Below are 25,177 nucleotides of genomic sequence, written 5' to 3'. Positions count from 1 at the left end.
CTGCGAATTTGAATTCAAACGAATGCAGGTAGGGTTTTCTGCAAAACCTCAATAGAATCGCCCGACGCCGGTCGATCTTTGTCGTTCAGACAGGGTTGCGGCCGAGCCATTCTGGTGCGCGGTGATGTCGCGCTGTCTGCACCAGCTTGGACATTCACAGCACAATGGGAGCGGGCATGAATGATTTGCTGAAGGACTTGCTGGACCAGGACCTGGATCCGACCGAAACCCGGGAATGGATGGAGGCAATCAGTGCCGTCATCGGCGCCGATGGTCCGGAGCGTGCGCATTATCTGTTGACCCGCATGGTTGACGAGACGCGCCGCAGTGGCGGTCATATCCCGTTCCCGCTGACGACTGATTACGTCAATACGATTCCGGCGGCGCTTGAATCAAAGTCATCGGGCGATGCGGCACTGGAGTGGAAAATTCGCTCGATCCTGCGCTGGAATGCCATGGCGATGGTGGTTCGCGCGAATCGGAAGCCCGGTGATCTCGGCGGTCACATCTCCTCTTTTGCATCGAGCGCCACATTGTACGACGTGGGCTTTAATCATTTCTGGCGGGCGCCCAGTGCGGCGCATCCGGGTGACCTGCTCTACATCCAGGGCCATTCGTCGCCGGGTATCTATGCGCGCGCGTTCCTCGAAGGTCGCATCGATGAGTCGCAGATCGACGCGTATCGCATGGAAGTCGACGGCAAAGGGGTGTCGAGCTATCCGCATCCCTGGTTGATGCCGGATTTCTGGCAGACGCCGACCGTGTCGATGGGCTTGGGCCCGATCACGGCGATCTATCAGGCGCGCTTCTTCAAGTATCTGGAGCATCGTGGACTGTTGCCCGAAAGCGACCGCAAGGTGTGGTGCTTCATGGGCGACGGTGAGTCGGACGAGCCGGAAAGCCTGGGCGCGATTGCGCTCGCTGGCCGCGAACAGCTCGACAACCTCGTGTTCGTCATCAACTGCAATCTGCAGCGTCTCGATGGCCCGGTGCGCGGCAACGGCAAGATCATCCAAGAGCTCGAAGGCGTATTCCGTGGCGCGGGCTGGAATGTGCTGAAGCTGATCTGGGGCAGCTATTGGGATCCGCTATTGATGCGCGATACCAAGGGCATGCTGCGGAAGCTGATGAACGAAACGCTGGACGGCGAATATCAGAATTACAAAGCCTTCGGCGGCGCTTACACGCGCGAACATTTCTTCGGCAAGTATCCCGAAACGAAGGCGCTGGTCGCGAGCCTGTCCGATGAAGACATCGCGCATCTGAATCGCGGTGGCCACGACCCGCACAAGGTCTATGCGGCTTATGCAGCTGCACACGCGAAGAAGGGCCAACCGACTGTGATTCTCGCCAAGACGGTGAAGGGTTATGGCATGGGTGAGGCCGGCGAGTCGAAGAACATCACGCATCAACAGAAGAAGATGGACACGGCATCGATCAAGGCGTTCCGCGACCGCTTCAACCTGCCGATTCCGGACGATAAACTGGAAGAAGTGCCGTTCTATCACCCGGGCGAGAACTCGCCTGAAGTGCAATACATGAAGGCCCGACGTGCAGCGCTCGGCGGTTCATTGCCGCAGCGTCGGCGCAAAGCCGATGAGTCACTGCCTGTGCCGGAACTCGCCGCGTTCGAGCGCCTGTTGAAGGCCTCAGGCGACCGCGAAATCTCGACCACCATGGCGTTCGTGCAAGCGCTGAACGTGATCTTGCGCGACAAGAGCGTGGGGCCGCGTACCGTCCCGATCGTTGCCGATGAAGCGCGCACGTTTGGTATGGAAGGTCTGTTCCGGCAGATTGGTATCTACGCACCGTTTGGTCAGCTGTATCGCCCCGTCGATGCGGACCAATTGATGTACTACCGCGAGGATGCCGCAGGCCAAGTGTTGCAGGAGGGCATTACCGAAGCGGGCGCCATGTCGAGTTGGGTGGCTGCGGCCACCAGCTATTCGACGAACAACCTGCCCATGCTGCCATTCTTTATCTTCTACTCCATGTTTGGCATGCAGCGCGTGGGCGACCTGGCGTGGCTCGCCGGCGACATGCGTGCACGTGGCTTCTTGCTCGGCGCGACCGCTGGCCGCACGACCCTGAACGGTGAAGGCTTGCAGCACGAGGACGGTCACTCGCATCTGTTCTCGGGTGTGATTCCGAACTGCAAGAGCTATGACCCAACCTTTGCGTTCGAAGTCGCAGTGATTCTGCAGGACGGCATGCGCCGCATGCTGACCGATCAGGAAGACGTGTACTACTACATGACGCTGATGAACGAGAACTACACGCATCCGGAAATGCCCGAAGGTGCCGAGACCGGCATCATCAAAGGCATGTATCTGTTGAAGAATGCGGGCAAGACCAAGAAGGGCGAGTTGCGCGTGCAGCTGCTCGGCTCGGGCACGATTCTGCGCGAGGTCATTGCGGCAGCCGACATGCTGGAGCGCGATTTCAGCATCAAGTCTGACATCTTCAGCTGCCCGAGTTTTGTCGAACTGCGTCGCGATGGTTACGACTGCGAGCGGCATAACCGCATGCATCCGACTGCCGCACCAAAGAAGCCGTGGGTCACCGAACAGTTGGAAGGCTTCGATGGGCCGGCGATTGCAGCGACCGACTACGTGCGTCAGTACGCCGATCAGGTTCGTGCGTTCATGCCATCCGGCAAGCACTACACGGTGCTCGGTACCGATGGCTTTGGTCGGTCCGATACCCGCGCGAATCTACGCCGCTTCTTTGAGGTCGATCGCAACTATGTCGCGCACGCGGCAGTGGCGGCGCTGGCTTCGGAAGGCAAGCTGAAGCCGACGGATGTCGAGCGCGCGCTGAAGCTCTACGGCATCGACACCGACAAGGCGAACCCGGTCACGGTGTGACCGGATTCGTTGTAAGAGGGCCTGAAGTCCCACCGGCAAAGAGCGGTTTTTTGTCGGAGCGGGGGTTTTTGTGGGAGCGGCTTCAGCCGCGAACATGTCTTGCCGCAAGATTGGTTTGGGCCTGAAGGCCCTCCTACAAAAAGAAGACAGGTTTTGCCGCAAGATTGGTTCGGGCCTGAAGGCCCTCCTACAAAAAGAAAACAGGTCTTGCCACGAGATTGGTTCGGGCCTGAAGGCCCTCCTACAAAAAGAAAACAGGTCTTGTCGCAAGATTGGTTCGGGCCTGAAGTCCCTCCTACAAAAAGAAGACAGGTCTTGCCACGAGATTGGTTCGGGCCTGAAGGCCCTCCTACAAAAAGAAGACAGGTCTTGCCGCAAGATTGGTTCGGGCCTGAAGGCCCTCCTACAAAAAGAAAACAGGTCTTGCCACGAGATTGGTTCGGGCCTGAAGGCCCTCCTACAAAAAGAAAACAGGTCTTGCCACAAGCTTGGTTCGGGCCTGAAAGACCCTGCTGCAACCTAGAACCGATTCCAGCTCAAACCTTCAACGCCGCCAGCGTGGCATCGGTGACCGTGCCGGTCTCATCCAGATGCTGTTCCATCTGAAACGTCTTCAGCGCCGCACGCGTTGGCTCACCAAGAATGCCGTCGATCGAATCGTGGTAAAGGTTGAGGCTCTGCAGTTTCAACTGAATCGCTTTGATACGCGCGACCGGTAAACCGGATTCCGTGTCGGCCGGAGTAATACCCGGCAGCGGCCACGGCACGATGTCCTGAACTTGGCTCAACCAGCGATAACGATCTTGCAAACCGACTGTGCCGCCATTGATCTTTTGCGTCAACGTGACGAAATCGCCCTGATCACAAATCGGATTCAGATTCCGCCAGTCCCAGTACGCGCATGACACGTGCAATGCGCTGTCCGCAGCTGCAGCTAGGTCGGGTTGATTGACCAGATCGAGCTTCGCAACTGCACCGACCGCCGCATAGTTGTCCTTGCCAGTCAGTTGGATAAAACCGCGACCTCGGTACTTGTAGCCATCTCCCGGGGCGGTGTTGCCCAGACGATTGCCGTAGACCAGATTCGCCAGGGCTTCGGGGTTGTTCGCATAGCCAATCGTCGCGGCCATATTCGGAAAGCGCTTCGGCCAGACTTGAGTCAGGCGCGCGGCGGAGTAGTTCAAATTCTCGCTGGTGACCCGCAGACCATTCGACTCGTACGCAATCTGCGCCAGAAAAAAGAACAACCGGTTCTGGGCGTTGGTTAGTTCAAACTGCTTGAAGAGGCTCGGCGCCTGCTCGGCAAAGGCCGCACGAGTGGCGTCGCTCGCACCCGGAAAAAGTCGTTGCACCAATACGGGATCCACCATGACATACCTCCAGTGCGGTTTGCAGTCAGGCAGGCGACACCAATCGGTCGCCTGCAGAACCTGTCGTGGGAACGCCCAAGGTAGTCCCTGGTGCCCCCAATCGTTCGTCGCAGAGCCTCCCACAGACTGCGGCATGCGGCAAGGGATTCAGTCCGCACCGGAGATTTGAGGCAAGTCAACAAGACGCGCTCAGAGCGGGCGCAGACTGAGCCCCGTGCCAAGAGACCCGAGTCATGTCCACGTCCAAGCGTCAGTCAACGTCCCAGCCGAACAAACCGGCAGCCCGCAAGACCAAAGTGATCGCCAAGCCACCACGGCCGATGCGGAAGATTAGCCGCGCCGAAGAGCTGGAAGCCGTCAAGCAGATTGCGGCGGCGGCCATCGCCGAGCTCGAGGCGCGCTCCCGCGTTGCCAAGCGCAAGCCCGAGCAGGTGCCGCCGCTTGGCGTACCCGCGCGCGAGCTCGGCGTGTCGGAACAAGCGGCGACGGCTATGGAACAAATGCCGGTCACGGGTGAAGACAGTACGACCGCGCCGCTTCCCGAGTCGTATCCCTACAAATCGCGGTTGAAGCGAAGGGACTACGAAGCCGAGAAAAAGAAGCTGCAGATCGAATTGCTGAAGATGCAGAGTTGGGTCAAGGAAACCGGACAGCGCATCATTCTGGTGTTTGAAGGCCGCGACGCGGCCGGCAAGGGCGGCGCGATCAAACGGTTCAATGAGCATCTGAACCCGCGTGGCGCGAAAGTCGTTGCGCTCGAAAAACCAAGCGAACTGGAGCGCGGGCAATGGTACTTCCAGCGCTACATCCAGCATCTGCCGAGCTACGGCGAGATCGTGTTTCTGGACCGCAGTTGGTACAACCGCGCCGGTGTCGAACGGGTCATGGGATTCTGCTCCCAGGCCGAGTATCACGAGTTTCTGCGCGCGGCGCCTGAGTTCGAGCGCATGCTGGTTCGAAGCGGCGTCAGGCTCTACAAGTTTTGGTTCTCGGTCAGTCGCGAAGAACAACTGCGCCGCTTCAACTCCAGACGTAGCGATCCGCTCAAGCACTGGAAACTATCGCCGATTGACTTGCAATCGCTTGATCGCTGGGACGACTACACCGAAGCGAAGGAAGCCATGTTCTTCCACACCGATACTGCAGATGCGCCATGGGTAGTGTTCAAGTCCGACGACAAGAAGCGTTCCCGCATCAACTGCATGCGCTACTTCCTGCACACGCTGCCGTACACCGGTAAGGACTTGTCGGTGGTCTATGCACCTGATCCGCAGATCGTGGGCATGGCCGCGAATGTGCTCGTCGAAAGTGGCATCTTGCCATCGCCTTTAGCGCACCACAGCGACTGATTGGCGTGGGCCATCTGCGAGGCGCCGTGACGCTGCACGCCTTGGCTATTCGAAGCCGTCGCCGAACACGCTTGCAGTGCTTGGCGCCAGCAGATCGACCGTGTCAACGAACACGACCTGCGGATTCCCGGCGGCATTGCCGGTGTTGTCTTGCAGATTGATGCGCTCAAAGTCGCCGGCGTACGACATGGGTGGGTCGGCAGGTCGGAATCGGACCTCCCGCCAACTCGTCGAAACGCCGCCCGGTAGCAGTTGGTTCAGCGCCACATTGGCATGCAGTGTGTTGCCAGACTGCAGTGACACATTCAGATTCTCGTTGCCAGCGTTGCCACGAACGTAGAAGCGTATTTCGGGAAACATCGATTGCTGAACGGGCATGCTCGGACGCGCAAACGACAATCCTTGAAAGCTGTGCGCATCAAAGCGGATTGCCAACGTCCCCGCATGCGCAGGTGTGGCGCTGAAATTGACCGTGCCCCAGGAATAGTCTTCCCAGTTGTTCTGCAGGCTGTCGGCATAAATGCTCACGCTGGTTGGCGGCGGCGCCGGGCTTTGAGCCGAGAAGAAGTTCCAGAATGCCGTAGCGGCCTGTGCCCAAATGCTATGGCCCATCGCGGGAATCTGGCACCAGGCCACGTCGCGCTGACACGACTCATATTGAATGCAGGGGGACGGCGCGAACGGTGTATTGGTACTGGCGCAGGTCTGCGTAAAGCGGTGGTTGTCACGCACGCCCTGGCCGATGGCAAACGTCACGCCAGACGTGTTGTCGGCCTCGCCCCAGATCAGCATCGACGCCGGCAGCGCACACGACACGCCCCCGTTGCCGGTGTAGGTGAAGTCGTTGATCGGATACAGCGATCCGGAATGGATCCCGAGCCCGCGAATCTCGTCTGCCTCCATGCGACAGCCGAGCGCGTTGATCATCGTCGCGCCGCCACTGAACCCAGCCAGAAACACGCGGCTGCGATCGATCTGGAGCTCGGTTTCCAAAGCGTCGATCACTGCGCGAACGAAATCGACGCCAGCGCTGCGTCCCGAGTCGCTGAAATACTCGAAGGTGCCCCCAACGGCCGGCGCATTCGAGGCATTCGGATACACAAACACAGCACCACCACCCGCCGCAGTTTCCATCGGCAGGCTGCTGCGCATGCCGGCACCGGTGCCGCCATCACCATGAAACGAAAGTACCAAAGGCTTGCCCGCGCTTCCGCTATTTGGGGTTGCCAGCAGGTAGGAGCGCTGAATCGGCCCGACCTGCAAGGTGCGATTGCTGGTCGTGTATTGCGCCGCTGCGACGGCACTTGCTGCCGCCAGCACGAACCCAACCGCCACGTTGCAGAACAGCTCCCGGATCGTGGCCATCGTCGTCTCCTATTGGCAAACTGGCGCCCTGCCGGGCGGCAAGGACGTGCGGGACGCGCCGGCACGCTGGTGCCAGATCACGGTCGCCACCCTCACAAACGACAAAAACCGCCCAGAGCCGACATCGGATGGGCGGTTTTGGTGACGGTTGCGACAAGCGGCCGGCGACCGCGCCAGTGGCTACTGTTCCATCAGCTCCACGCCATCCAAACCCTGCGACAGGGAATGCGCGTCGCCACCTTGCGCCAGCTTGATGCGCAGGCGGACTTCGTTGGCCGAGTCGGCATGGCGGAGTGCGTCTTCGTAGCTGATTTCGCCGGATTGATAGAGTTCGAACAGGCTCTGGTCGAACGTGCGCATACCGAGGTTGGTCGATTCCTTCATGACCTCCTTCAGCTTGTGCACTTCGCCGTCGCGAATGTAGTCCTGCACGAGCGGTGTGCCGAGCAGCACTTCCATGGCCACGCGACGGGCCTTGCCATCGGGGGTCGGAATCAACTGCTGCGCGACGACGCCCTTCAAGTTCAGCGACAGATCCATCAACAACTGTGGCCGGCGGTCTTCCGTGAAGAAGTGGATGACGCGATCGAGCGCCTGGTTCGCGTTGTTCGCGTGCAAGGTGCAGAGGCACAAGTGGCCCGTTTCGGAGAATGCGATCGCGTGCTCCATGGTCTCGCGGGTACGGACTTCGCCGATCAGAATGACATCGGGTGCCTGACGCAGCGTGTTCTTCAGGGCGTTTTCCCAGGAGTCGGTATCGATCCCCACTTCGCGCTGCGTGATGATGCAGCCTTCGTGTTTGTGGACGAATTCGATCGGGTCTTCGATTGTGATGATGTGGCCGGTCGAGTTCTGGTTGCGATAGCCGATCATGGCCGCCAACGACGTGGACTTACCGGTACCGGTTGCACCGACGAACATGATCAGGCCACGCTTGGTCATGGCCAGTGTCTTGATGATCGGCGGCAGGCTGAGTTCGTCCACACCCGGGATCTTGGTCTCGATGCGACGCAGCACCATGCCGACCTGGTTGCGCTGGTAGAAACAGCTGACACGGAACCGGCCGACGCCCTGCAGCGAGATTGCAAACTGACACTCGTGCGTCTTTTCGAACTCTTCGCGCTGGCTTGGAGCCATCACGTTCAGCACCATGTCGCGGCTCTGCTGCGGGGTCAGCGGTGCCTGGGTGATCGGCTGAATGCGCCCGTTGACCTTCATGGAAGGCGGCACGCCGGCCGTGATGAACAGGTCGGAGCCCTTCTTATGCACCATCAGTTTGAGGAAGGAGGTGAAATCGACGCTGCTCATGATTGCCTCGGAAATCGGGAGTTGCTGATTTATACCGCCAAAGCCGGCTCGCGTCTTGCCGACGAGGGCTCAGTTTTGCTCAGTTTGCGGGTCTGGGGGCACCGGCCGCCAGGGGTGGCAGGCCGTCCTCGAACTCGAACGGAATCGCGCGGAGGTCCTGCCCGTCATTGATCTGGACTGCGAAATGCAGGTGGGGGCCGGTCGAAAAACCGGTATTGCCGGCCCGTCCGAGCATCTGCCCCGCATTGACCCGCTGCCCGCCGCTGACCACGACGCTTTCGAATTCCAGATGCGCGTAGACCGCCATGGTGCCGTCTTCGTGTTCAATCCGGACGCTGTTGGCGCGCTCGCCATAACGTTTGCGATCGAGTCCGGCACCTTCAAAGTCCTCCTCAACCAGCATGACCCGACCGCCGCGGGCGGCAAGCACGGGTGTGCCCTCGGCAACGCCAAGATCGACGGCATACCGCGACTGCACATCGGTATGCGAAAAACTGCCGTTGAACCCCTGACCCAGAATCGTCTGCGATCGGTCGGCAAAGGGGTAGTGGTAGCGAAAGTCGCTCCGCTGAATGGCAACCGGTCGGCCCGGTACGGCGGCGTAATGGATCCCAAAGTGCCCGGGTTTGTACGGGTCTGCCTGCTGGATGCGCGCGACCTGGCGGTTTTCGTAGGCGCCGAGCGCAATGACCGCTGGCAGCGGCGGATCGGACTGCATGTTTTCCTGATCCTTAAATGACAGCGTGACCATCATGCTGCCGCCCACGCGGCTGATCATCGTCACCACGCGTTCGGCCCCGGATTCCGTCACCAGCATTTCGAGCCACTGTGTTGGGTCGGCCTGCACCTTGGTCTCCTTGACCTTAAGGCTCGGGTCCTCCGGGCGCTTATCGGTGAAATGCAGGACGCCGCTGGCGTCGCGGTATTGGTAGATCCGCTTTGCCAGGGCAAGTCCCGGCAGCAGCGCGCAAGCCAGCAGCAATGCTTGCAACAGGGGGCGCATAATGGACCAGGGGCGGTCAGGAATCAGAAGGGTCTTGCTCATCCAGAATTCGAATACCGGTTGGTCGATGTCTGCGGACGTGCAATTCCAGCACATCTGGTCGGGAATAATGGCCAAACGGGTCAAACAGGCGGCGCTCGGCGTAGACGGCGTCCAGATCAAGCGTCGCGACCAGCAGGGCTTCTCGATCCACCACTGGTTCAACGACCCACTGCCCATTTGGCCCGGCAATCGCGCTGCCGCCGTTTGCGGGATGCGCGGGCAGCGCCGCGTGCAGACGCTCCCGAAGTGGCAGGTCGTCTGGCAGATGATCCCGGTTCAGAATTGATGATGCCGACAACACATAGGAGCGCGATTCGAACGCCACGAAGCGGGTGATCTGCTCGGTATTGCGCAGGCTGCCCGGCCAGGTCGCGACGTGCAGATTCACGCCCTGCGCATAGAGCGCCGCCCGCGCCAGCGGCATCCAGTTCTCCCAGCAGTTCAATGCGCCGAGCGTGAACGGTGGCAAGGGGAGGGCGCGCAGGCCATACCCATCGCCCTGCGCCCAAACCAGGCGTTCTTCGTGCGTCGGCATCAGCTTCCGATGAACGTTGACGATATGGCCGAACTGGTCAATCGTGACCATGCTGCAGTAAACGCTGTGTCCGGCCCGATCCTGTGCGCGCTCAATGACGCCGAGCACGACGTGACAGCCTGACTCGAGCGCAGCGGCGCGGATTGGGTCCAGATCACCGCGCTCGATGACCACGGCCTCGCGTAGGTAGTGCGTGTGCCAGCGCTGCTGTTCGGCCGACTCGAAACGTGCCCCATCGGTGTGCTCGAGCCAGAACGGATATCCGGGCACGATCGCCTCAGCAAAGCAGACGAGGCGCGCGCCGCGATCGCCCGCATCGCGGACCCATTGCGCCACCTTGTTGACGGTGGCATCACGTTTGAGCCAGAACGGCTCGATTTGGGCAATCGCTACAGTGAGTTGGGTGTCACTCATCGACAGGAATACCAGGCAGGAATCGGTCAAGAGTCTGGCGCGAAGCAGAATGGCTGAACAGTGCCGGCCGGCATTTGCGATAATGGTGTGTTCGCGCCGCTGGCCTCAAGGGCATCCCGCCCCGCCCGCCCGGTGCCCTGGAATCTGGAACCGTTTATGTCGAACGCACAAAATGACGCATTGGTGATTGCCGGCAAATCGTATCGCTCGCGGCTGCTGACGGGCACCGGCAAGTTCAAGGATCTCGAAGAGACCCGCCTGGCCACCGAGGCTGCCGGCGCCGAGATCGTCACCGTGGCGATTCGCCGTACCAACATCGGCCAGAACGCCAACGAGCCGAATCTGCTCGATGTGCTGCCGCCGGATCGGTACACGATCCTGCCGAACACCGCGGGCTGCTATACCGCCGACGATGCGGTTCGTACGTGCCGGTTGGCGCGGGAACTGCTCGATGGCCATAACCTCGTCAAGCTCGAAGTGCTCGGCGACCAGCGCACGTTGTTTCCGGATGTGGTGCAAACGCTGAAGGCAGCCGAGCAACTCGTCGCCGAGCAATTCCAGGTCATGGTGTACACCAGCGACGATCCGATTTTGGCGAAGCGACTGGAGGAAATCGGTTGCGTGGCCGTGATGCCCCTCGCAGCACCAATCGGCTCCGGACTTGGTATTCAGAACCGCTACAACCTGCTTGAAATCATTGACCAGGCGAAGGTGCCGATTCTCGTCGATGCTGGTGTCGGCACGGCATCGGATGCCGCGATTGCGATGGAGCTCGGTTGCGACGGCGTGCTGATGAACACCGCGATCGCGGGCGCCAAGAATCCAATCCAGATGGCCAGCGCGATGAAGAAGGCGATCGAGGCCGGGCGCGAGGCGTTCCTGGCCGGGCGCATTCCGAGAAAGCGTTTTGCATCGGCATCGAGCCCGATCGACGGGACGTTTTTCTGATGTGTCCGGAAGACGACAACGACCACGAGGCGTCGAGCCCGTTTCGACGGGAAATCAAGAGCTTTGTGCTGCGCCAGGGCCGGACGACGGAGGCCCAGAAGCGCGCATTCGATCTGAACTGGCCGCGCTTCGGGATCGAGTACCACGGTCAGCCGCGTGACCTGCAGGCGTTGTTCCCGGCACAGCAGCCCTTGATCCTGGAGATTGGCTTCGGCAACGGTCAGGCATTGATCGCGAGCGCCGCGGCCGACCCGGCGCGCAATCACATTGGTGCGGAGGTCCACCGACCTGGCGTTGGGCGCGCGTTGAATGCGGCGGCGGACTTGAATCTGCAGAATCTACGTGTCTATGCGCATGATGCGGTTGAGGTGTTGCGCCATGAAATCGCCGATGGCGCGTTGAATGAAGTGCGGCTGTGGTTTCCGGACCCATGGCACAAGAAGCGTCACAACAAGCGGCGCATTGTGCAGCCGCCGTTTGTGGCGTTGATTGCGAGCAAACTGGCTCCGGGCGGCTTGTTTCATCTCGCGACTGATTGGATGCCTTACGCCGAGCACATGCTGGATGTGCTGGAAGCGAGCCCGGAATTCGTCAATGAGCGTGGACCGCGCGGGATTGCCGAGCGGCCAAGCTGGCGGATCGAAACGCATTTTGAGCGCCGTGGGCTGAAGCTCGGGCATGAGGTTGCGGATTTGCTCTATCGCCGCAAATAGTGCCGTTCGCCTTTTGTGGGAGGGCCTTCAGGCCCGAACCATTCTCGCGGTGAGCCTGATTCGGGCCTTAAGGCCCTCCCACAAAAAACAGCCCTGAGGCAGCGCCAGCCTGCTTAGTATTGATCCGGGTCCCCGGACTGCACCGGCCACGAATCCGTGTCGATGTCGCCTTCGTCGATCTCATCGCCACACTCGCGCATGCGCCACTGCAGCAGCTGCAGTCCGCCGTCCTGCAATGTGTATTGCAACACCCGGCCGCAATCGCCCATCCCGCGGGACTTGCTGAACACCTGAACGATCTGATCGTTAGCGTTGTACGAATCAAATCCGAATATTTCGCTATAGGGCACGTCTGCGTCGGGCGGAAAGCCCTTCAGCGTGAGCATCCGGGCTTCGCCCAAGGCATCGTCGATGAGCGCATAGCCAAAAATTTCCTGATAGGCCGCGAACCCAAAACTGATTCGTAGCACGCGGGTCGAGCCGATACTCAGCAATGGTTGAATCCCGCCATCCGTCGCCGCATCACCCATTGACGCCTGAAAGTGCTCTTCGTTGTGATCGGCCCAGTGCAACACCTGCCGCCACGCCGCGCGCTCGGCCGATGTTGCTGGCTCTGAGAGTCTCGGGAATCGGTTGGCGGTTCGCCCTTGGGCAGTCGGCCGCATCGCCCCTAAGTCTGCCCATGACACCCAACCGCGAGTCGTGCTGCCCGATTTCAGGTACTCGGCTTCGACAAACGCGGCCGTCTCTTTGGTGTACGCCAAGGCGTCACCCCGAACGACATAGGCTTTGCGTCGCGTCGAATCATCTGCTTCCCGGTGGAAGTAAGCGCGCTCGGCCGCGACCCAGCGAACCCCGCGCCACGGTTTGGCTGCGGTCAGTTGCCGCTGGATGCCCTGCTGCAGCGACTCGGCAACGCTGTGACACTCGGGCGGCACCGTGGGTAGCTCGATTCGGATGGCGCCACCGTCTGTCGTGACGGTGGCCTGTCCCGCATGGACGGTCTTGGCATCAGGCCCTACTGCTGCGAGTTGATACGAGCCACCGCTGACCGGCTCTCCAAACACATAGAGGCGACAGGCTGGATGCGTGGCATCACTGCCAATCGTCAAATCGGCCGTCAGTCGCCCGTCATCGGGATCAACCGCCACGTTCCAGCCCTCACCGTATTGGCCAGAGCCAAATGGCGCAGCGAGAATCGAACTGCTCCAAACACACAGCCCGATTGCGAGCAGTTGCCAGCGCATCCGCTCAAGCCTTGCGCGGTCGTTTGCCGCCTTTGCTCCGCGTGCGCTGTGCGTTCGTATGGCCGCGACCGCGTTTGCCGCCACTCGACTTCTTCGGTGCTTCGTCGGCAGCCGGCGCTGGAGGCGCAGCAGCAGGTTGGTCGCCGAGAATCCTGGTGGCCGGGCAAACCGAAAACACCGGGCACTTCTTACAGCCAACCGCAATCGCTATCGGGCAAATGGTCATGTCATGACTCCAGCAAAGTGGCCCGAGCATGCCACGACTGTGGCGAGTGCTCCAGCAATCCGGACACAGATGGTTGAATCAGCCGAGATGCCGCGCCTGACGCGCGAGCGTCGCACCCGCGCGTTTGCTGGGTCGCGGCGGTGGCAACACCGAATCGGCGGCCTCGAAACTCAGCCGCGTGCGGCCACCGGCGCCGCGGTAATCAGCGAGCAGGCTGGACTCGATCAACTCGCGCGGGTCCGCATTGCGTTCGCACAGAAACTCATGCAGCAGGTGCACCATCCGCTCGTGCGCCAACGCGTGTGTTTGCCGGGTTCGGGACCACAGCCATTGACTGAACCGATGGAACTGTTGGAACGGCGACGTGCCGAGCAACACCGGCAGTGTGCGGGTATAGCGTCCGGAGTTGGCGACGATATCCCAGTAGCGCGCAAACCGACTCAGGTTCTGCATCTCGGCAAACGAAATCACATTCGTCGCGAGGATGTTGTAAGGTGGGTCCGGATTGAAGCGCAGTCCGTAGGGTTCGGTATGGCGGATGATCGGCGTACCGCGAAGTCGCTTCAGAATGCCGAACTGGATCTCATGTGGATTCATCGCCACCAGGCGATCAAAGCCACGGCCGAATGACTCGACATTCTCGCCCGGCAGGCCGGCGATCAAGTCCACGTGCAGATGTGCCTCAGACTGCTCGCGCAACCAGCGGATGTTGGCATCGGCCTTGGCATTGTCCTGGCGGCGCGAAATACGCGTTTGCACATCCGGGTCGAATGTCTGGATGCCGATTTCAAACTGCAATGTCCCTGGCGGGAATCGCTGAATCTGCAACTTCAACTTATCGGGCAGGTGATCGGGGATCAGCTCGAAATGCGCGAATACCGGGTCGTCTGGATGCTGCGTCAGCTTGTCCAGGAAAAAGTCCAAAATCTGGACTGACGTATCGATCTTGAGATTAAACGTGCGATCGACAAACTTGAAGACCCGAAGCCCGCGTTGGTAGAGCGTCTCCAGCGCAGCCAGAAAAGGCTCCAGCGGGAACGGCCACGCGGTCTTGTCGAGCGCCGACAAACAGAACTCGCACTTGAACGGGCAACCCCGAGAGGCTTCAACGTAAACAAACCGCTGCCGAATGTCCTCTTCCGTGTACTCGGCGTAGGGCATTGCCAACTCCGGCAACGGCGGCTGCTTGCCGGCAATCACTTTGTGCGGTGGTGGTTCACCGCGCTCGATCGACTCGAGCAATTCGCGAAAGCTGACATCGCCCCAGCCGCTGATCACGTAGTCGGCCAGCTCGCAGATACGCTGGCTACCCGTCTCGTAACTGACTTCCGGGCCACCCAGGACGATGCGAACGTCCGGCGCGACCGCCCGCAGCATGCCGACCAGCCGCGTGCATTCCTCGACGTTCCAAATGTAGACGCCGATGCCGATCAGCTTGGGTCGCAAAGCCAGCAAGCGCTCGACGATCTCCTCGGTTTTCTGACCGATGACGAACTCGATGATTTCGGTGCGCTCGCGGAAGCAGCCCAGATTCGCAGCCAGGCAGCGCAAGCCCATGGAGGCATGCGCATAGCGGGCATTCAGGGTGGTCAGGACAACGTCGCTCATCCGGCCATTATGGCAGGACTGCCGCACGCTGGACGCGGCCGGCTGATTGAGGCGACTCTGAACACGTTTAGAGTCGCCGGGGCCATGGATGGCCCCCCGGAATCAAGCACGCCAGTGCTTGATTCTGGAGCACTGAGTCCGGACACGCGCCGGACTCGGTGCGGGTCTGAAAGTCCAGGATGGACTTATTCAGACCCGAGCCAATGCTTCAGCCTGGCCCGAGCAATTCCCGGCCGCGGGCCATCAGCGCGCGGAATGTGTCGATATCCCGGGCGGCAACCGCCAGCGATAGGTGTTGCAGCGCGGTGGCCAGGCGATCCAATTGAGCGGCATTGTTCGGATTCTCGGTCTGAATCTCGAAATACAAGTTCGGATTTTCGTTCAGGACGCGGCGGGCGACTTTCGACTGCGCGTCAAACGTCGAGCTCGATACCCGCTGCAGCAGGTCCCCGTCGGCCTTGCCTTCCGCCAGTGCCAGCGCGAACGCGATATTCAACGCATGGGAAAGCCCAAGCACCTCGGCCATGATGCGGTCATGCGCATCAAGCGACAGCTCGCTGACCACGGCCGTGGTATTTGCGAACAAACTGCGTGCCAGCGCCGTCGCATCGGGGCAGCCCAGGTCGATGACGACGACATGTCGATCAGCCAGGAGCACCGCGCTTGGCCCGAACATCGGATGCAGCGATGCGACCTGCCAGCCGGCATCCTTCAGCGCCACCAGGCTTGGGCGCAGTGGCTCCTTGATTGACGCGATATCAATGATCACGGCCTTAGTCGGCGCCATTGTGACCAGTTCGCGAAGGATGCCCGCACTGGCCCGAAGCCCGGCTGCGACCAGGATCAGGTCCGTGTTCAGAAGGCTCGAATCCAGACGGGTATGAGCGGGAAACGCTTCGTCAGCCGATGCATTCGGGTCGCAGATTTCGACATTGAACCCTTGCGAATCGAGGAAGCTCGCAAACCAACGGCCCATCTGGCCGGCGCCACCAACCACCAAGGCACGGAGTCCCGCGCCGGTCGCCTGAGCGCGAATGTGGGCAATCTCCTGATGCGTCAACGAATGCTGGATCAGGAGTTTCATCAGTTCGTGCGCGAGACTGGCATCCAGTCCACGCTTTGCGGCATTGGCCTCGGCCCGATCCAGTACGTCCTTCTCGCGTGCGAAATCGCGCAAGGGCTTGCCCATGCCGCGCTTGGCCTCGCCAATGGCGGCAATGATCTGCTGGCGCTCACGGATGGCATCGAGCAGGCTGCCATCGAGCACATCGAGGCGGTCGCGCAGGGCTTTTAGGTCGGGACTATTGGTCATGGCTTGCAGTAATGGCTCGGCGAAACCCAAGCATAGCCTCTGCAGGGCGCCCCCGAACGGCACCGACATGATGCCGTTGCATATCGTTGCGAGCGGTTTCAGCCGCTCGGGTTGCTCCGGCAATCGAGCCCTGGAATTCGCACCAGGCGCGCCACAGGAATGGTGCCGTTGCCAAGGGGTTGACCGTTTGCGCCATTGACGACGGACTCATAGCGGACTTCGGCGTGATCGCAATCGATCGTCCGCCAACGGATCGTGCCCCAGGGCTGCAGTTGATACTGGCTCGGATCGAATGTGCCAAACACCATGCCGGCGCCGCGAAATGCCTGCAGCTCGGCGGTGTCATCGCCAGCTTCAGGAATGGCGCCCTGAGCCACGACCCAGCGGGTGCTGCCATCAGTGTCGAACGTGAACCAAGTCAGCGCGATCTGATCTTCGAGGACATAAAACTGAAAGCCATGGCCATTCTGGGCCGGGTTGTAAAAGCCGCCGGAGTAACGGCTATCGAGCCGCGCGGCTTTGGATTGCACGAGCAGGCGATCGACATCCTGATACCCCGCATCGAACAGATAGCGCGTGTTGGCCGACTCGAACAGAAAGACGCCGATGCTGCTCCGTGGCTGCACCAGATTGCCGAGGAACGCTGCACTGGCGTCCGTGAAATGGGCTGTTCCATCGTTGGCGAGCACTTGCAGATTCTGTTGGAAATCGGCCACGACGAGATCGAGATCGCCGTCCTGATCGAGGTCGCTGAACTCGGCATCCATCGATAGCCGTCGAAATGCCGGCAGGCGATCGCGTGTCACATCGGTGAACACGCCTTGGCCATTGTTGAATAGCAGCCGATACGCCGTGTAGGCCGTGCTGCTGCCATCGGCATTGGCGAAGAACAGATCGATGTCGCTGTCGCGATCCACATCGGCAAATGACACCTTGCGCGTCGCTTCGGCATAACCGGCTGCCGGAATTCGCGTGCTGGTCTCATCAATGAACCGCGTGCCGGTGTTGATGTAGAGCCGATTGCGACCGCCATTTGCGGCCTCGTTGCCGGCGATCAGATCCAAGTCTTGATCATTGTCGATATCGATGAGTTTCAGGTCTTGCGTCACATCGACGACATCTGGCATCCAGGTGTTGCTCGCGTCGGTGAAGTTGCCCACGCCGTTGTTCAGCAGCACCAGTTCGCGGGCGGTGTTGCGGGAAATCACCAGATCCAGATCATTGTCGCGATCCAGATCACCGGCTACCACCGCGTTCGAGTTGGTGTTGTTTGGGATCACCCCAGCGACAAACGTGAAGCGGCCCAGGCCGCTGTTTCGGTAGAACTCGTTTCCAGTCGTATCTTCCGAAACGAACACCACATCCAAGTCGCCATCGCGGTCGAAATCGCCAATCGCGATGTCCTCGGAGTCTTCAACACGGTCTCCAAACGCGCCACCGATCGCAGAGAATCGATTCTGGCCGTCATTTTGCAGGAACTGGTTCGGGCGGAACTCCTTCGCCAGCACCAGGTCGTCATCGCCATCGCTGTCGAGATCAGCCATAGCAATATCCATGGTGCTGCCGGCGTTCAGGTCGGTCGGGATGCGCGCATTCGACTCGTCTTGAAACGGGTTCTGAGCGAGCGTGACCTTGGTGGTGACCAGGAGGATCATTGAGATCAGCGTAGACCGTTGAGGGTGGGGCATCGCAGTGAATCCAAGCATTGGGGCTACCCGATTCCATCAACACGCGCGACGCGATGCCTGTGCCATCCGGCGTGCCTCGTCGCCGGCCGAACCCCGTTCAGTTTCAGTAAGTGTTTGAATTTACAAGCGAATCCGGATTCCACTAGGATGCTGGACAGGTTGGTGCTTGGCGGAACGGCCGCAACCGCGTTATGATCGACAGGCTTTGCCGCCCGTCTGGGGCCAAGCCGGGACTCTGGTTGGCCGAAAATCCAATCCGAAGCCTGAATTCACACACGGTTCGAATGCCCATCTGGGGTGCCGGTCGCGCTTATGCGAAGACCGGTCAGATGTCGCGGCACCGTGGAGGACCAACCCCGAAGCTCAGCGCCCCATCCTACTCATTCAGGGGGCGGGCTTCACCATGAATGGAGCAGTCACAATGTCTCAAGTCACGATGCGTCAGATGCTGGAAGCCGGCGTTCACTTCGGCCACCAGACCCGCTATTGGAACCCGCGCATGGCCCCGTACATCTTCGGCGCCCGCGGCAAGATTCACATCATCAACCTGGAAAAGACGATGCCGCTCTTCCAGGACGCGATGAACTTCATCTCGGGCATGGCGCAGAAGCGCGGCACGATTCTGTTCGTCGGCACGAAGCGTTCGGCCCGCGAAGTCATGAAGGAAGAAGCCGAGCGTTGCGGTATGCCGCACGTCTCTTACCGCTGGCTCGGCGGTATGCTGACCAACTTCCGTACGGTCAAGCAGTCGGTCGCCCGCCTGAAGCAAATCGAAGCCATGTACAACGACGGCAGCTTCGAGCGCCTGGTCAAGCATGAAGTGCTGACCATCAAGCGCGAGCAGGAAAAGCTTGAGCGTTCGCTCGGCGGTATCAAGAACATGCCGACCCTGCCGGACGCGCTGTTTGTGGTCGACATCGGTCACGAAGAAATCGCCATCAAGGAAGCGAAGGCTCTGGGCATCCCGGTCATCGCCGTGGTCGATACGAACTACGACCCGCGCCTGGTTGACTACGCCATTCCGGGCAACGACGACGCCATTCGCGCCGTGCAGCTGTACGCCCACGCCGCGGCCGACGCCGTGCTCGAAGGCAAGGCGGCTGCCCCGTTGATTCCGGTTGTGGCCAAGGACGAGTTCGTTGAACTCGACGCCGAAGGCAACCCGGTGGAAGCGAAGGCCGCGCCGAAGAAGGACGACCGTCCGCGTCGCCCAGGTCCGAACAAGCCAGGCGCCAAGCGTCCGGGCAATAACAACAACAACAATCGCGGCGGTCGCCGTGATGACCGAGGCGGCCGCGGTGGCCGTCCGCAACCGCAGGACGACGAATCGGGCGAATAATCCGCGCCGAATTCAAGGAGCCCGGGGCGCGTTCAGTCGCTGCCCGGGTTTCGCCGAATCACCCCAATTGGAGTACACACATGGAAATCACCGCCTCGCTGGTGAAGGAACTGCGCGAGCGTTCCGGCGCCGGCATGATGGAGTGCAAGAAAGCCCTGGGCGAAGCCGGTGGCAACATCGACGTGGCCATGGAAAACCTGCGCAAGTCGGGTCTCGCCAAGGCTGACAAGAAGGCTGGCCGCGTCGCTGCCGAAGGTCGCATTGTCACGGCTAGCGCCGATGGTTTCGCCGTGATGATCGAAATCAATTCGGAAACCGACTTCGTCGCCAAGGACGACGGCTTTGTCGCGTTCACCGCGATGGCCGCGAAGCAGGCTCTGGCCAACAAGGTCAGCGACGTCGAATTGCTGAAGACGACGGCTGCCGAAGCTGGCGGCACGATCGAAGAAGCCCGCCAGGCTTTGGTCGCCAAGTGCGGTGAGAACGTGCAGCTGCGGCGCATGATTTCGCTGAACACCGCGAACCACATCGGCGCCTACGTGCACGGTGGCCGTATTGGCGTGTTGGTCGAACTGAAGGGCGGCGACGCCGAACTGGCGCGTGGCATTGCGATGCACGTTGCGGCCATGAACCCGCCGTACAACAAGGCTGCCGACGTTCCGGCCGACTTCGTGGCGAAGGAAAAGGAAATCGAGCTCGCCAAGATGACCGACAAGGATCGCGCCAAGCCGGCCGAAATCCTGGAGAAGATCATTGGTGGCAAGATTGCCAAGATCATCAACGAGAACACGCTGTACGGCCAGCCGTATGCCCTGAATAGCGATCTGACCGTCGAAGCCGCCGTCAAGGCCGCTGGCGCGGACGTGATCAGCTACCAGCGCATTGCGGTCGGCGAAGGCATCGAAAAGAAGACCGAAGACTTCGCTGCCGAAGTGATGAAACAAGCAGGACTGGCCTAAGGGCCCCGAAAAAAAGGAGCCGAAAGGCTCCTTTTTTTTCACCAAAGTGTGAGCTTGCCAATCGACAAGCAACAAGGAAGCCGGCGCGGGAGCGCGTGCTTCAAAGCGCAACACATCTCGCGGGCGATCAAAGCCCGATCGACGCGAACCAGTCAGAGCCAACAAGGAGCAAGCCATGAGCGACGCCAAATTCAAGCGCATTCTTCTGAAACTGAGCGGCGAGGCCCTGATGGGCAAGGAAAGCTATGGCATCGATCCCGCCGTCATTGGCCGGCTTGCAGACGAAGTCATTGAAGTCGCGCGCATCGGCGTGCAGGTTGGTGTCGTGATTGGTGGCGGCAACATTTTCCGCGGCGCCGGTCTGGCCGCTGCGGGGATGGATCGCGTCACCGGCGATCACATGGGCATGCTCGCGACGGTGATGAACTGTCTCGCCATGCAGGATTCGCTCGAAAAGCGAGGCGCGTCGGCGCGCGTCATGAGCGCGATCAAGATCAACGAAGTGTGCGAGGACTACATTCGCCGTCGCGCGGTACGTCATCTGGAAAAGAACCGCATCACGCTGTTTGCAGCCGGCACGGGTAATCCGTTCTTCACGACTGATTCCGCCGCTGCGCTGCGCGCCGTTGAAATCAGCGCCGATCTGCTGTTGAAGGCAACTAAGGTCGATGGTGTGTACACCGCTGATCCGAAGAAAGATCCGACTGCCAAACGCTTTGACAAGTTGAGCTATGAAGAAGTCATTCAACGCAATCTGGGCGTGATGGACACGGCCGCGATTGCCCTGTGCCGCGATCACCACATGCCGCTTCGCATCTACGATATGACCCGCCCGGGCGATTTGATGCGGATCGTGCTTGGCGAATCGGTGGGCACGTTGGTCAATGGTGGTCAGAGCAATTAAGCCGGCATCGTACTTGGCGTCGCGAGAGCCCGGGCAAGTGGCAGAAAGCGGTGACCCTGTCTTGATTCAGTCGGGGCGAAACATGGGTGTCGTTTCGCGCCGATGATCGTTGCGAGTGGGAGCGGGCCGCACGATCACCCGTGAGTCTGGCATGATCCTGGAAGCCTCGCCTGCAGTCGGGCAAGGTGTTCAGTCCGTCGCCAGGAATGACTCCCATGCTAGATCCTTTCATGGTCCGCCTTGTCCTCGTCTTTGGTTTGTTGCTGACTGGCCTCCCGGTTGGCGCGCACTGGGTTCAACCCGGCGAGCCGGTCAGTCTGAAAGACAACGAAGGTTTGCTCGCATTGGTCATCGATTCAGATGCCGTAGTCAGCTCAGTGCGGCTCGACAAGATCGGCAACTTGATCGCCTCGCCCAAGTTGGAGCAGCTCAGTCAGGGCCGCTACCTTCGCCTCTTGAAGTTAGATGCGGCCGAGTACCGGGTCAACGAACTGGTCGCGATGAACTTTGGTCGCTCAAGCATCATTTACGAGATCGGTGACATCCCAAGTGCGCGCTTCAAAGTGGAGGCTGGCAAAATCAACTATGCCGGTGATTTGGTCTCGCGCGGGATCTCGATGCGCAGTTTTCGAATGGCCAATCGCAACCTGTCCGCCTACGTTACGGTCCAGCAAGAGTACCCTGGTCTGATTGAGCGGTTTCCGTGGCGTCATGCCATGGCTGAGCCGGATCCGTACTTTGACTTCTGGCAGACCGAGCAGGCGGCTCAAAAGGAGCCAAGCCAACCCGTATCCGCCCTGCCTGCCCTGACGCCAAGGTCGGACAGCGTGGCGTTTGCGAAGCAGATGTTCCGATACTACCCGGACCGCATGGGCTACTTGTCGCCCGATGGTTTGGCGCTAGTCGAGCGCGTCGACAACGAAATAGAGCCGCGGCTGCGGGTCTATTGGCTGTCTGGCGACCATGTGGATCGGATCGAACTGCCGCCGGGCAAACTGCTCAATCTCGTCTGGATCGCAAACCGTCGCTTTGTCGCTCACCTCTCGCCGGAAAGGGGTGGAATTCGGGCCTACACAGTCGATATCGGTGGGCCACCACCGTACTCGCTGCAACTGATCATGCCGACTACCGCCATGCTCATTTCGGTCGATCCAGATGGATCGGGGCTGGGCTACTTTGCAGCACTTAAGCGTAAGGAATTAAAGGTCTATCGGGTCGACACCCGCTTGCCACCCGAATCCTGGGTGAAGAAAGCGAAAGCCGAAGTCTTAAAGCAGATTCGCGATGAGGTGTACTGGTGGGCAGATGAACATGGCCGCCCAAGACTCGCTTGGCAGATCGACGACGAGGGTAGCTCGTATCAGCTCGTTGACGAAGACGGAAAAGGCCGGGCATTCTCGGTCAAGACCCGCACGAACGAGAGCATTACGTTCGTTGGTTTCACACGTGATGGGCGTCTGCTTGCGATAACCAATATCGATCGGCCGCAGCAGGAGCTGGTGGAGTTCGATCAGCGGACCTTGACATTGGGCCGAACCGTTTTTGCCAAACCGGGCCAGGACGTGTTGCAAGCAGGAAGTGTGGACTCGACTCTGGTTGACTTTGCCGTCTACCGTCAGGGTGGGCATTTGCGCCAGCACTACCTCAACGCGACCGACGCGGGCGCTTTGCAGCGTATTCAGGCAGAGCAAAGGAACAAGTCAGTTTTGGTCGGGCCCGCCACTGGCAATGCCAATCGACTCGTGTATGTTGAGGCGGGCGATTCGCCACCCACCATGATGGTGTATGACGCCGCAAAACAGAAGCTCGTGGCGCCACAGTACGAGCTGAAAACGCCGGACTATGGTGCGCTGAGTGGCACCGAGCGATTCGTTCTCAAGCGATCCAATGGGCAATCCATCGAAGGCTTTCTGACCCGTTCCAGCAGCAGGCTCCCATCGCCTTTGGTCGTTATGCCGCACGGCGGCCCAATCGGCGCCTACGACGCTGACACCTTCGATCAGGAAGTTCAGTATCTGGCGCGGATGGGGTTCGCGGTACTGCGCGTGAACTATCGTGGCTCTGGCAATGCGACCGAGCAGGCGCTCGCAGAGGGCGTGGGACAGTTCGGCACGGGTATTGAAGACGACATCAACGACGCTGTTGATTACGCACTGACTCTGGGCGGCGTGGACGCACGTCGAGTTGTGGCGCTCGGTACCAGCTATGGTGGCTATTCCGCGGTGATGCTGACACTTCGTTGGCCGGAGCGGTACCTTGCCAGTGTCGCCATTGCGGCGCCGTTCGATCTGTGTCTGATGATGAGCGACGCCGACTTCGTGGGTTCGCAGGCGACCATCGAAGTCTTGCGGCATTGGATTGGCGGAGATCGTGGCGACGCGGCGAACTGTCGAGACATTTCGCCAGTCTACCGGTATCGTGAGCTGAAGAACCCCATGTTAGTCGTGCATGACTACGGTGACGAGCGGGTGACCTATCAGCACGTTCAACGGATGATCCGAATGACTAAGATGATTGGCCGACCGGTGCCGGTGTTGACACTGAAATCGAACGAGCACGGTGTGGTGAAATATGACGATCAAGTCCAGGTCTGGCCGAAGATCGTGACCTTCCTGAATCAGGTTCTGGCCGACAAGGAACGTGTCTCATCGGCTCCTGTCGCTCTGAAGCGATGAGCACGTCAACACAATCGACGACGCTCGCCGTCATCGGTGGTGGCCCAGCTGGGCTCATGGCAGCGCTGACCGCAGCCGAGCAAGGCGTTGCGGTCGCACTTTATGAGGGCAAACCGTCGGTGGGTCGGAAGTTTCTGATCGCTGGGCGGGGTGGTTTGAATCTGACCCACAACGAAGCGGCAGATCGCTTCGCGCAGCGCTTTGGGCTGCAGCAGGCTTGGGTCAGTCCGTGGCTGTCGCAGTTCAGCGCTGACCATGCGCGCGCATTCGCTGCTGAACTCGGTATCGCGACGTTCGTAGGCACTTCCGGCCGGGTATTCCCCGATGACATGAAGGCGGCACCGATGCTGCGTGCCTGGGTGCAGCGGCTGCGTTCGCGGGGTGTGCTGATGCACATGCGGCATCGGTTGAGCGCGCTGGAGTCTGATGGTCAGGGCGGATGGTCGCTTCGTTTTCAGCATGACAGCGAATCCGTTCAAGTAGCCACTCGGGCGGTGGTTCTGGCGCTCGGAGGGGCATCATGGCCACAACTCGGATCGGATGGCAGCTTCGCAAGTTGGTTGTCGCCATATGCCACGGTCGCAGACTTCAAGCCTGCAAACTGTGGTTTCGAGTTAGCATGGTCTGAAGGCTTCCGACGCAGAAAGGCTGGTGCGCCGCTAAAGTCGATTGCGTTGATCCCGCCTGTGGGAGCCGATCATCTGGTGGAAGCTCAGCCCAGTGCTAAGGGTGAATGCGTGATCAGCGAATATGGGCTGGAAGGTAGTCTCATTTACGCCCACGCGCGCTGGATTCGGGATCGGCTTGAGTCTGGCCCTGCTGCGATCGAACTCGACCTGCTGCCGGATTTGGCGACGGATCGCGTGCTGCGTGAATGGAGCCAGCAACCGGCTAAGCGCAGCCTGTCTGAACGTCTGCGCCGAATGCCCGGCCTGGATGCATTGAAGGTGGATCTGTGCCTTGAAGCGCACAAGCAGTTCAAACTCCCTGCGACGGCGTTTCCGCATGCTTTGAAAGCGCTGCCGTTGCCCTTCGACCGACCGCGGCCCATCGCCGAAGCAATAAGTACCGCCGGTGGCGTCGTGCAGTCCAGTCTCGACGAAACGCTGATGTTGCGTCAGGCGCCAGGCGTCTTCTGCGCTGGCGAAATGCTCGACTGGGAAGCACCCACTGGCGGGTACTTGCTGACCGCGAGCATGGCCAGCGGCGTGGTCGCGGCACAGGGTGCTACTAGGTGGTTGCAGCGGGAAGATGGCGCAGCGACGTGATGGCAACGCTGCAAATTGCGACGCAAAGGGCATCGCT

Annotated in this window: 20 protein-coding genes; 10 read left to right on the top strand and 10 right to left on the bottom strand. The window is 60.3% G+C overall.

The annotated features are described in order from the left end of the window. The first annotated feature begins 176 nt into the window (after nt 1–176). Both aceE and C7S18_RS16475 read left to right on the top strand, forming a co-directional pair. Nucleotides 177–2,867, top strand: a complete 2,691-nt coding sequence (gene aceE, locus C7S18_RS16480; protein ID WP_106892602.1) for a pyruvate dehydrogenase (acetyl-transferring), homodimeric type — start codon at nt 177–179, stop codon at nt 2,865–2,867. 94 nt (nt 2,868–2,961) lie between these two features. Then, complete coding sequence (locus tag C7S18_RS16475) at nt 2,962–3,390, top strand: hypothetical protein (RefSeq protein ID WP_106892601.1); 429 nt, start codon at nt 2,962–2,964, stop codon at nt 3,388–3,390. 13 nt (nt 3,391–3,403) lie between these two features. Here C7S18_RS16475 and C7S18_RS16470 read toward each other — a convergent pair whose 3' ends face one another. Next, nucleotides 3,404–4,237, bottom strand: a complete 834-nt coding sequence (locus tag C7S18_RS16470; protein WP_170113314.1) for a peptidoglycan-binding protein — start codon at nt 4,235–4,237, stop codon at nt 3,404–3,406. A 233-nt stretch (nt 4,238–4,470) separates the two neighbouring features. On the opposite strand from C7S18_RS16470, the gene ppk2 reads away from it, so the two are divergent. Then, nucleotides 4,471–5,586 carry a polyphosphate kinase 2 gene (ppk2, locus tag C7S18_RS16465; RefSeq protein WP_206207916.1) on the top strand — a complete coding sequence of 372 codons (1,116 nt, stop codon included), beginning with the start codon at nt 4,471–4,473 and terminating at the stop codon, nt 5,584–5,586. A gap of 45 nt (nt 5,587–5,631) precedes the next feature. Here ppk2 and C7S18_RS16460 read toward each other — a convergent pair whose 3' ends face one another. The 4 genes from C7S18_RS16460 to C7S18_RS16445 form a co-directional block, all read right to left on the bottom strand. Then, nucleotides 5,632–6,951 (bottom strand): CE1 family esterase, encoded by a 1,320-nt coding sequence (locus tag C7S18_RS16460; protein ID WP_106892599.1) that lies wholly within the window; start codon nt 6,949–6,951, stop codon nt 5,632–5,634. Between the two features lie 180 nt (nt 6,952–7,131). Continuing rightward, nucleotides 7,132–8,259 (bottom strand): PilT/PilU family type 4a pilus ATPase, encoded by a 1,128-nt coding sequence (locus C7S18_RS16455; RefSeq protein WP_106892598.1) that lies wholly within the window; start codon nt 8,257–8,259, stop codon nt 7,132–7,134. A gap of 79 nt (nt 8,260–8,338) precedes the next feature. After that, entirely contained in the window at nt 8,339–9,304 is a 966-nt protein-coding gene (locus tag C7S18_RS16450; protein WP_170113313.1) for a peptidoglycan DD-metalloendopeptidase family protein, read from the bottom strand. After that, nucleotides 9,279–10,253 carry a carbon-nitrogen hydrolase family protein gene (locus tag C7S18_RS16445; RefSeq protein WP_106892596.1) on the bottom strand — a complete coding sequence of 325 codons (975 nt, stop codon included), beginning with the start codon at nt 10,251–10,253 and terminating at the stop codon, nt 9,279–9,281. Before C7S18_RS16445 ends, C7S18_RS16450 begins: the two co-directional genes overlap by 26 nt. 156 nt (nt 10,254–10,409) lie before the next feature. On the opposite strand from C7S18_RS16445, the gene C7S18_RS16440 reads away from it, so the two are divergent. Next, nucleotides 10,410–11,201 (top strand): thiazole synthase, encoded by a 792-nt coding sequence (locus C7S18_RS16440; protein WP_106892595.1) that lies wholly within the window; start codon nt 10,410–10,412, stop codon nt 11,199–11,201. Beyond that, nucleotides 11,201–11,914 (top strand): tRNA (guanosine(46)-N7)-methyltransferase TrmB, encoded by a 714-nt coding sequence (trmB, locus tag C7S18_RS16435; RefSeq protein ID WP_106892594.1) that lies wholly within the window; start codon nt 11,201–11,203, stop codon nt 11,912–11,914. Before C7S18_RS16440 ends, trmB begins: the two co-directional genes overlap by 1 nt. Before the next feature lie 113 nt (nt 11,915–12,027). On the opposite strand, the gene C7S18_RS16430 is transcribed toward trmB, so the two are convergent. The 5 genes from C7S18_RS16430 to C7S18_RS16410 form a co-directional block, all read right to left on the bottom strand. Beyond that, nucleotides 12,028–13,161 (bottom strand): hypothetical protein, encoded by a 1,134-nt coding sequence (locus tag C7S18_RS16430; protein WP_106892593.1) that lies wholly within the window; start codon nt 13,159–13,161, stop codon nt 12,028–12,030. Between the two features lie 4 nt (nt 13,162–13,165). Continuing rightward, entirely contained in the window at nt 13,166–13,387 is a 222-nt protein-coding gene (locus C7S18_RS16425) for a hypothetical protein (RefSeq protein WP_106892592.1), read from the bottom strand. Nucleotides 13,388–13,465: 78 nt separating this feature from the next. Next, nucleotides 13,466–14,995: a B12-binding domain-containing radical SAM protein gene (locus tag C7S18_RS16420; protein WP_106892591.1), complete on the bottom strand. Its 1,530-nt coding sequence runs from the start codon at nt 14,993–14,995 to the stop codon at nt 13,466–13,468. Nucleotides 14,996–15,203: 208 nt separating this feature from the next. Further along, nucleotides 15,204–16,376, bottom strand: coding sequence for a bifunctional chorismate mutase/prephenate dehydrogenase (locus C7S18_RS16415; RefSeq protein WP_146151962.1), 1,173 nt, complete (start codon nt 16,374–16,376; stop codon nt 15,204–15,206). Nucleotides 16,377–16,405: 29 nt separating this feature from the next. Then, nucleotides 16,406–17,995: an FG-GAP repeat domain-containing protein gene (locus C7S18_RS16410; RefSeq protein ID WP_170113311.1), complete on the bottom strand. Its 1,590-nt coding sequence runs from the start codon at nt 17,993–17,995 to the stop codon at nt 16,406–16,408. A 421-nt stretch (nt 17,996–18,416) separates the two neighbouring features. On the opposite strand from C7S18_RS16410, the gene rpsB reads away from it, so the two are divergent. The 5 genes from rpsB (at nt 18,417) to C7S18_RS16385 (ending at nt 25,140) form a co-directional block, all read left to right on the top strand. Next, complete coding sequence (gene rpsB, locus C7S18_RS16405) at nt 18,417–19,334, top strand: 30S ribosomal protein S2 (protein WP_106892588.1); 918 nt, start codon at nt 18,417–18,419, stop codon at nt 19,332–19,334. A gap of 80 nt (nt 19,335–19,414) precedes the next feature. Further along, nucleotides 19,415–20,293, top strand: coding sequence for a translation elongation factor Ts (gene tsf, locus C7S18_RS16400; protein WP_106892587.1), 879 nt, complete (start codon nt 19,415–19,417; stop codon nt 20,291–20,293). Between the two features lie 175 nt (nt 20,294–20,468). Further along, nucleotides 20,469–21,197: a UMP kinase gene (gene pyrH, locus C7S18_RS16395; protein ID WP_106892586.1), complete on the top strand. Its 729-nt coding sequence runs from the start codon at nt 20,469–20,471 to the stop codon at nt 21,195–21,197. 215 nt (nt 21,198–21,412) lie between these two features. Further along, nucleotides 21,413–23,872 (top strand): alpha/beta hydrolase family protein, encoded by a 2,460-nt coding sequence (locus C7S18_RS16390; protein ID WP_170113310.1) that lies wholly within the window; start codon nt 21,413–21,415, stop codon nt 23,870–23,872. After that, on the top strand, nt 23,869–25,140 hold the full coding sequence (locus C7S18_RS16385) for a BaiN/RdsA family NAD(P)/FAD-dependent oxidoreductase (RefSeq protein WP_106892584.1): 1,272 nt from the start codon (nt 23,869–23,871) through the stop codon (nt 25,138–25,140). The genes C7S18_RS16390 and C7S18_RS16385 overlap by 4 nt, the downstream gene beginning before the upstream one ends. Nucleotides 25,141–25,177 lie beyond the last annotated feature (37 nt).

The sequence above is a fragment of the Ahniella affigens genome (assembly GCF_003015185.1).
GTDB lineage: Bacteria > Pseudomonadota > Gammaproteobacteria > Xanthomonadales > Ahniellaceae > Ahniella > Ahniella affigens.
The sequence above is the reverse complement of the archived record's forward strand: the minus strand, read 5'-3'. Positions and strand labels throughout refer to the sequence as shown.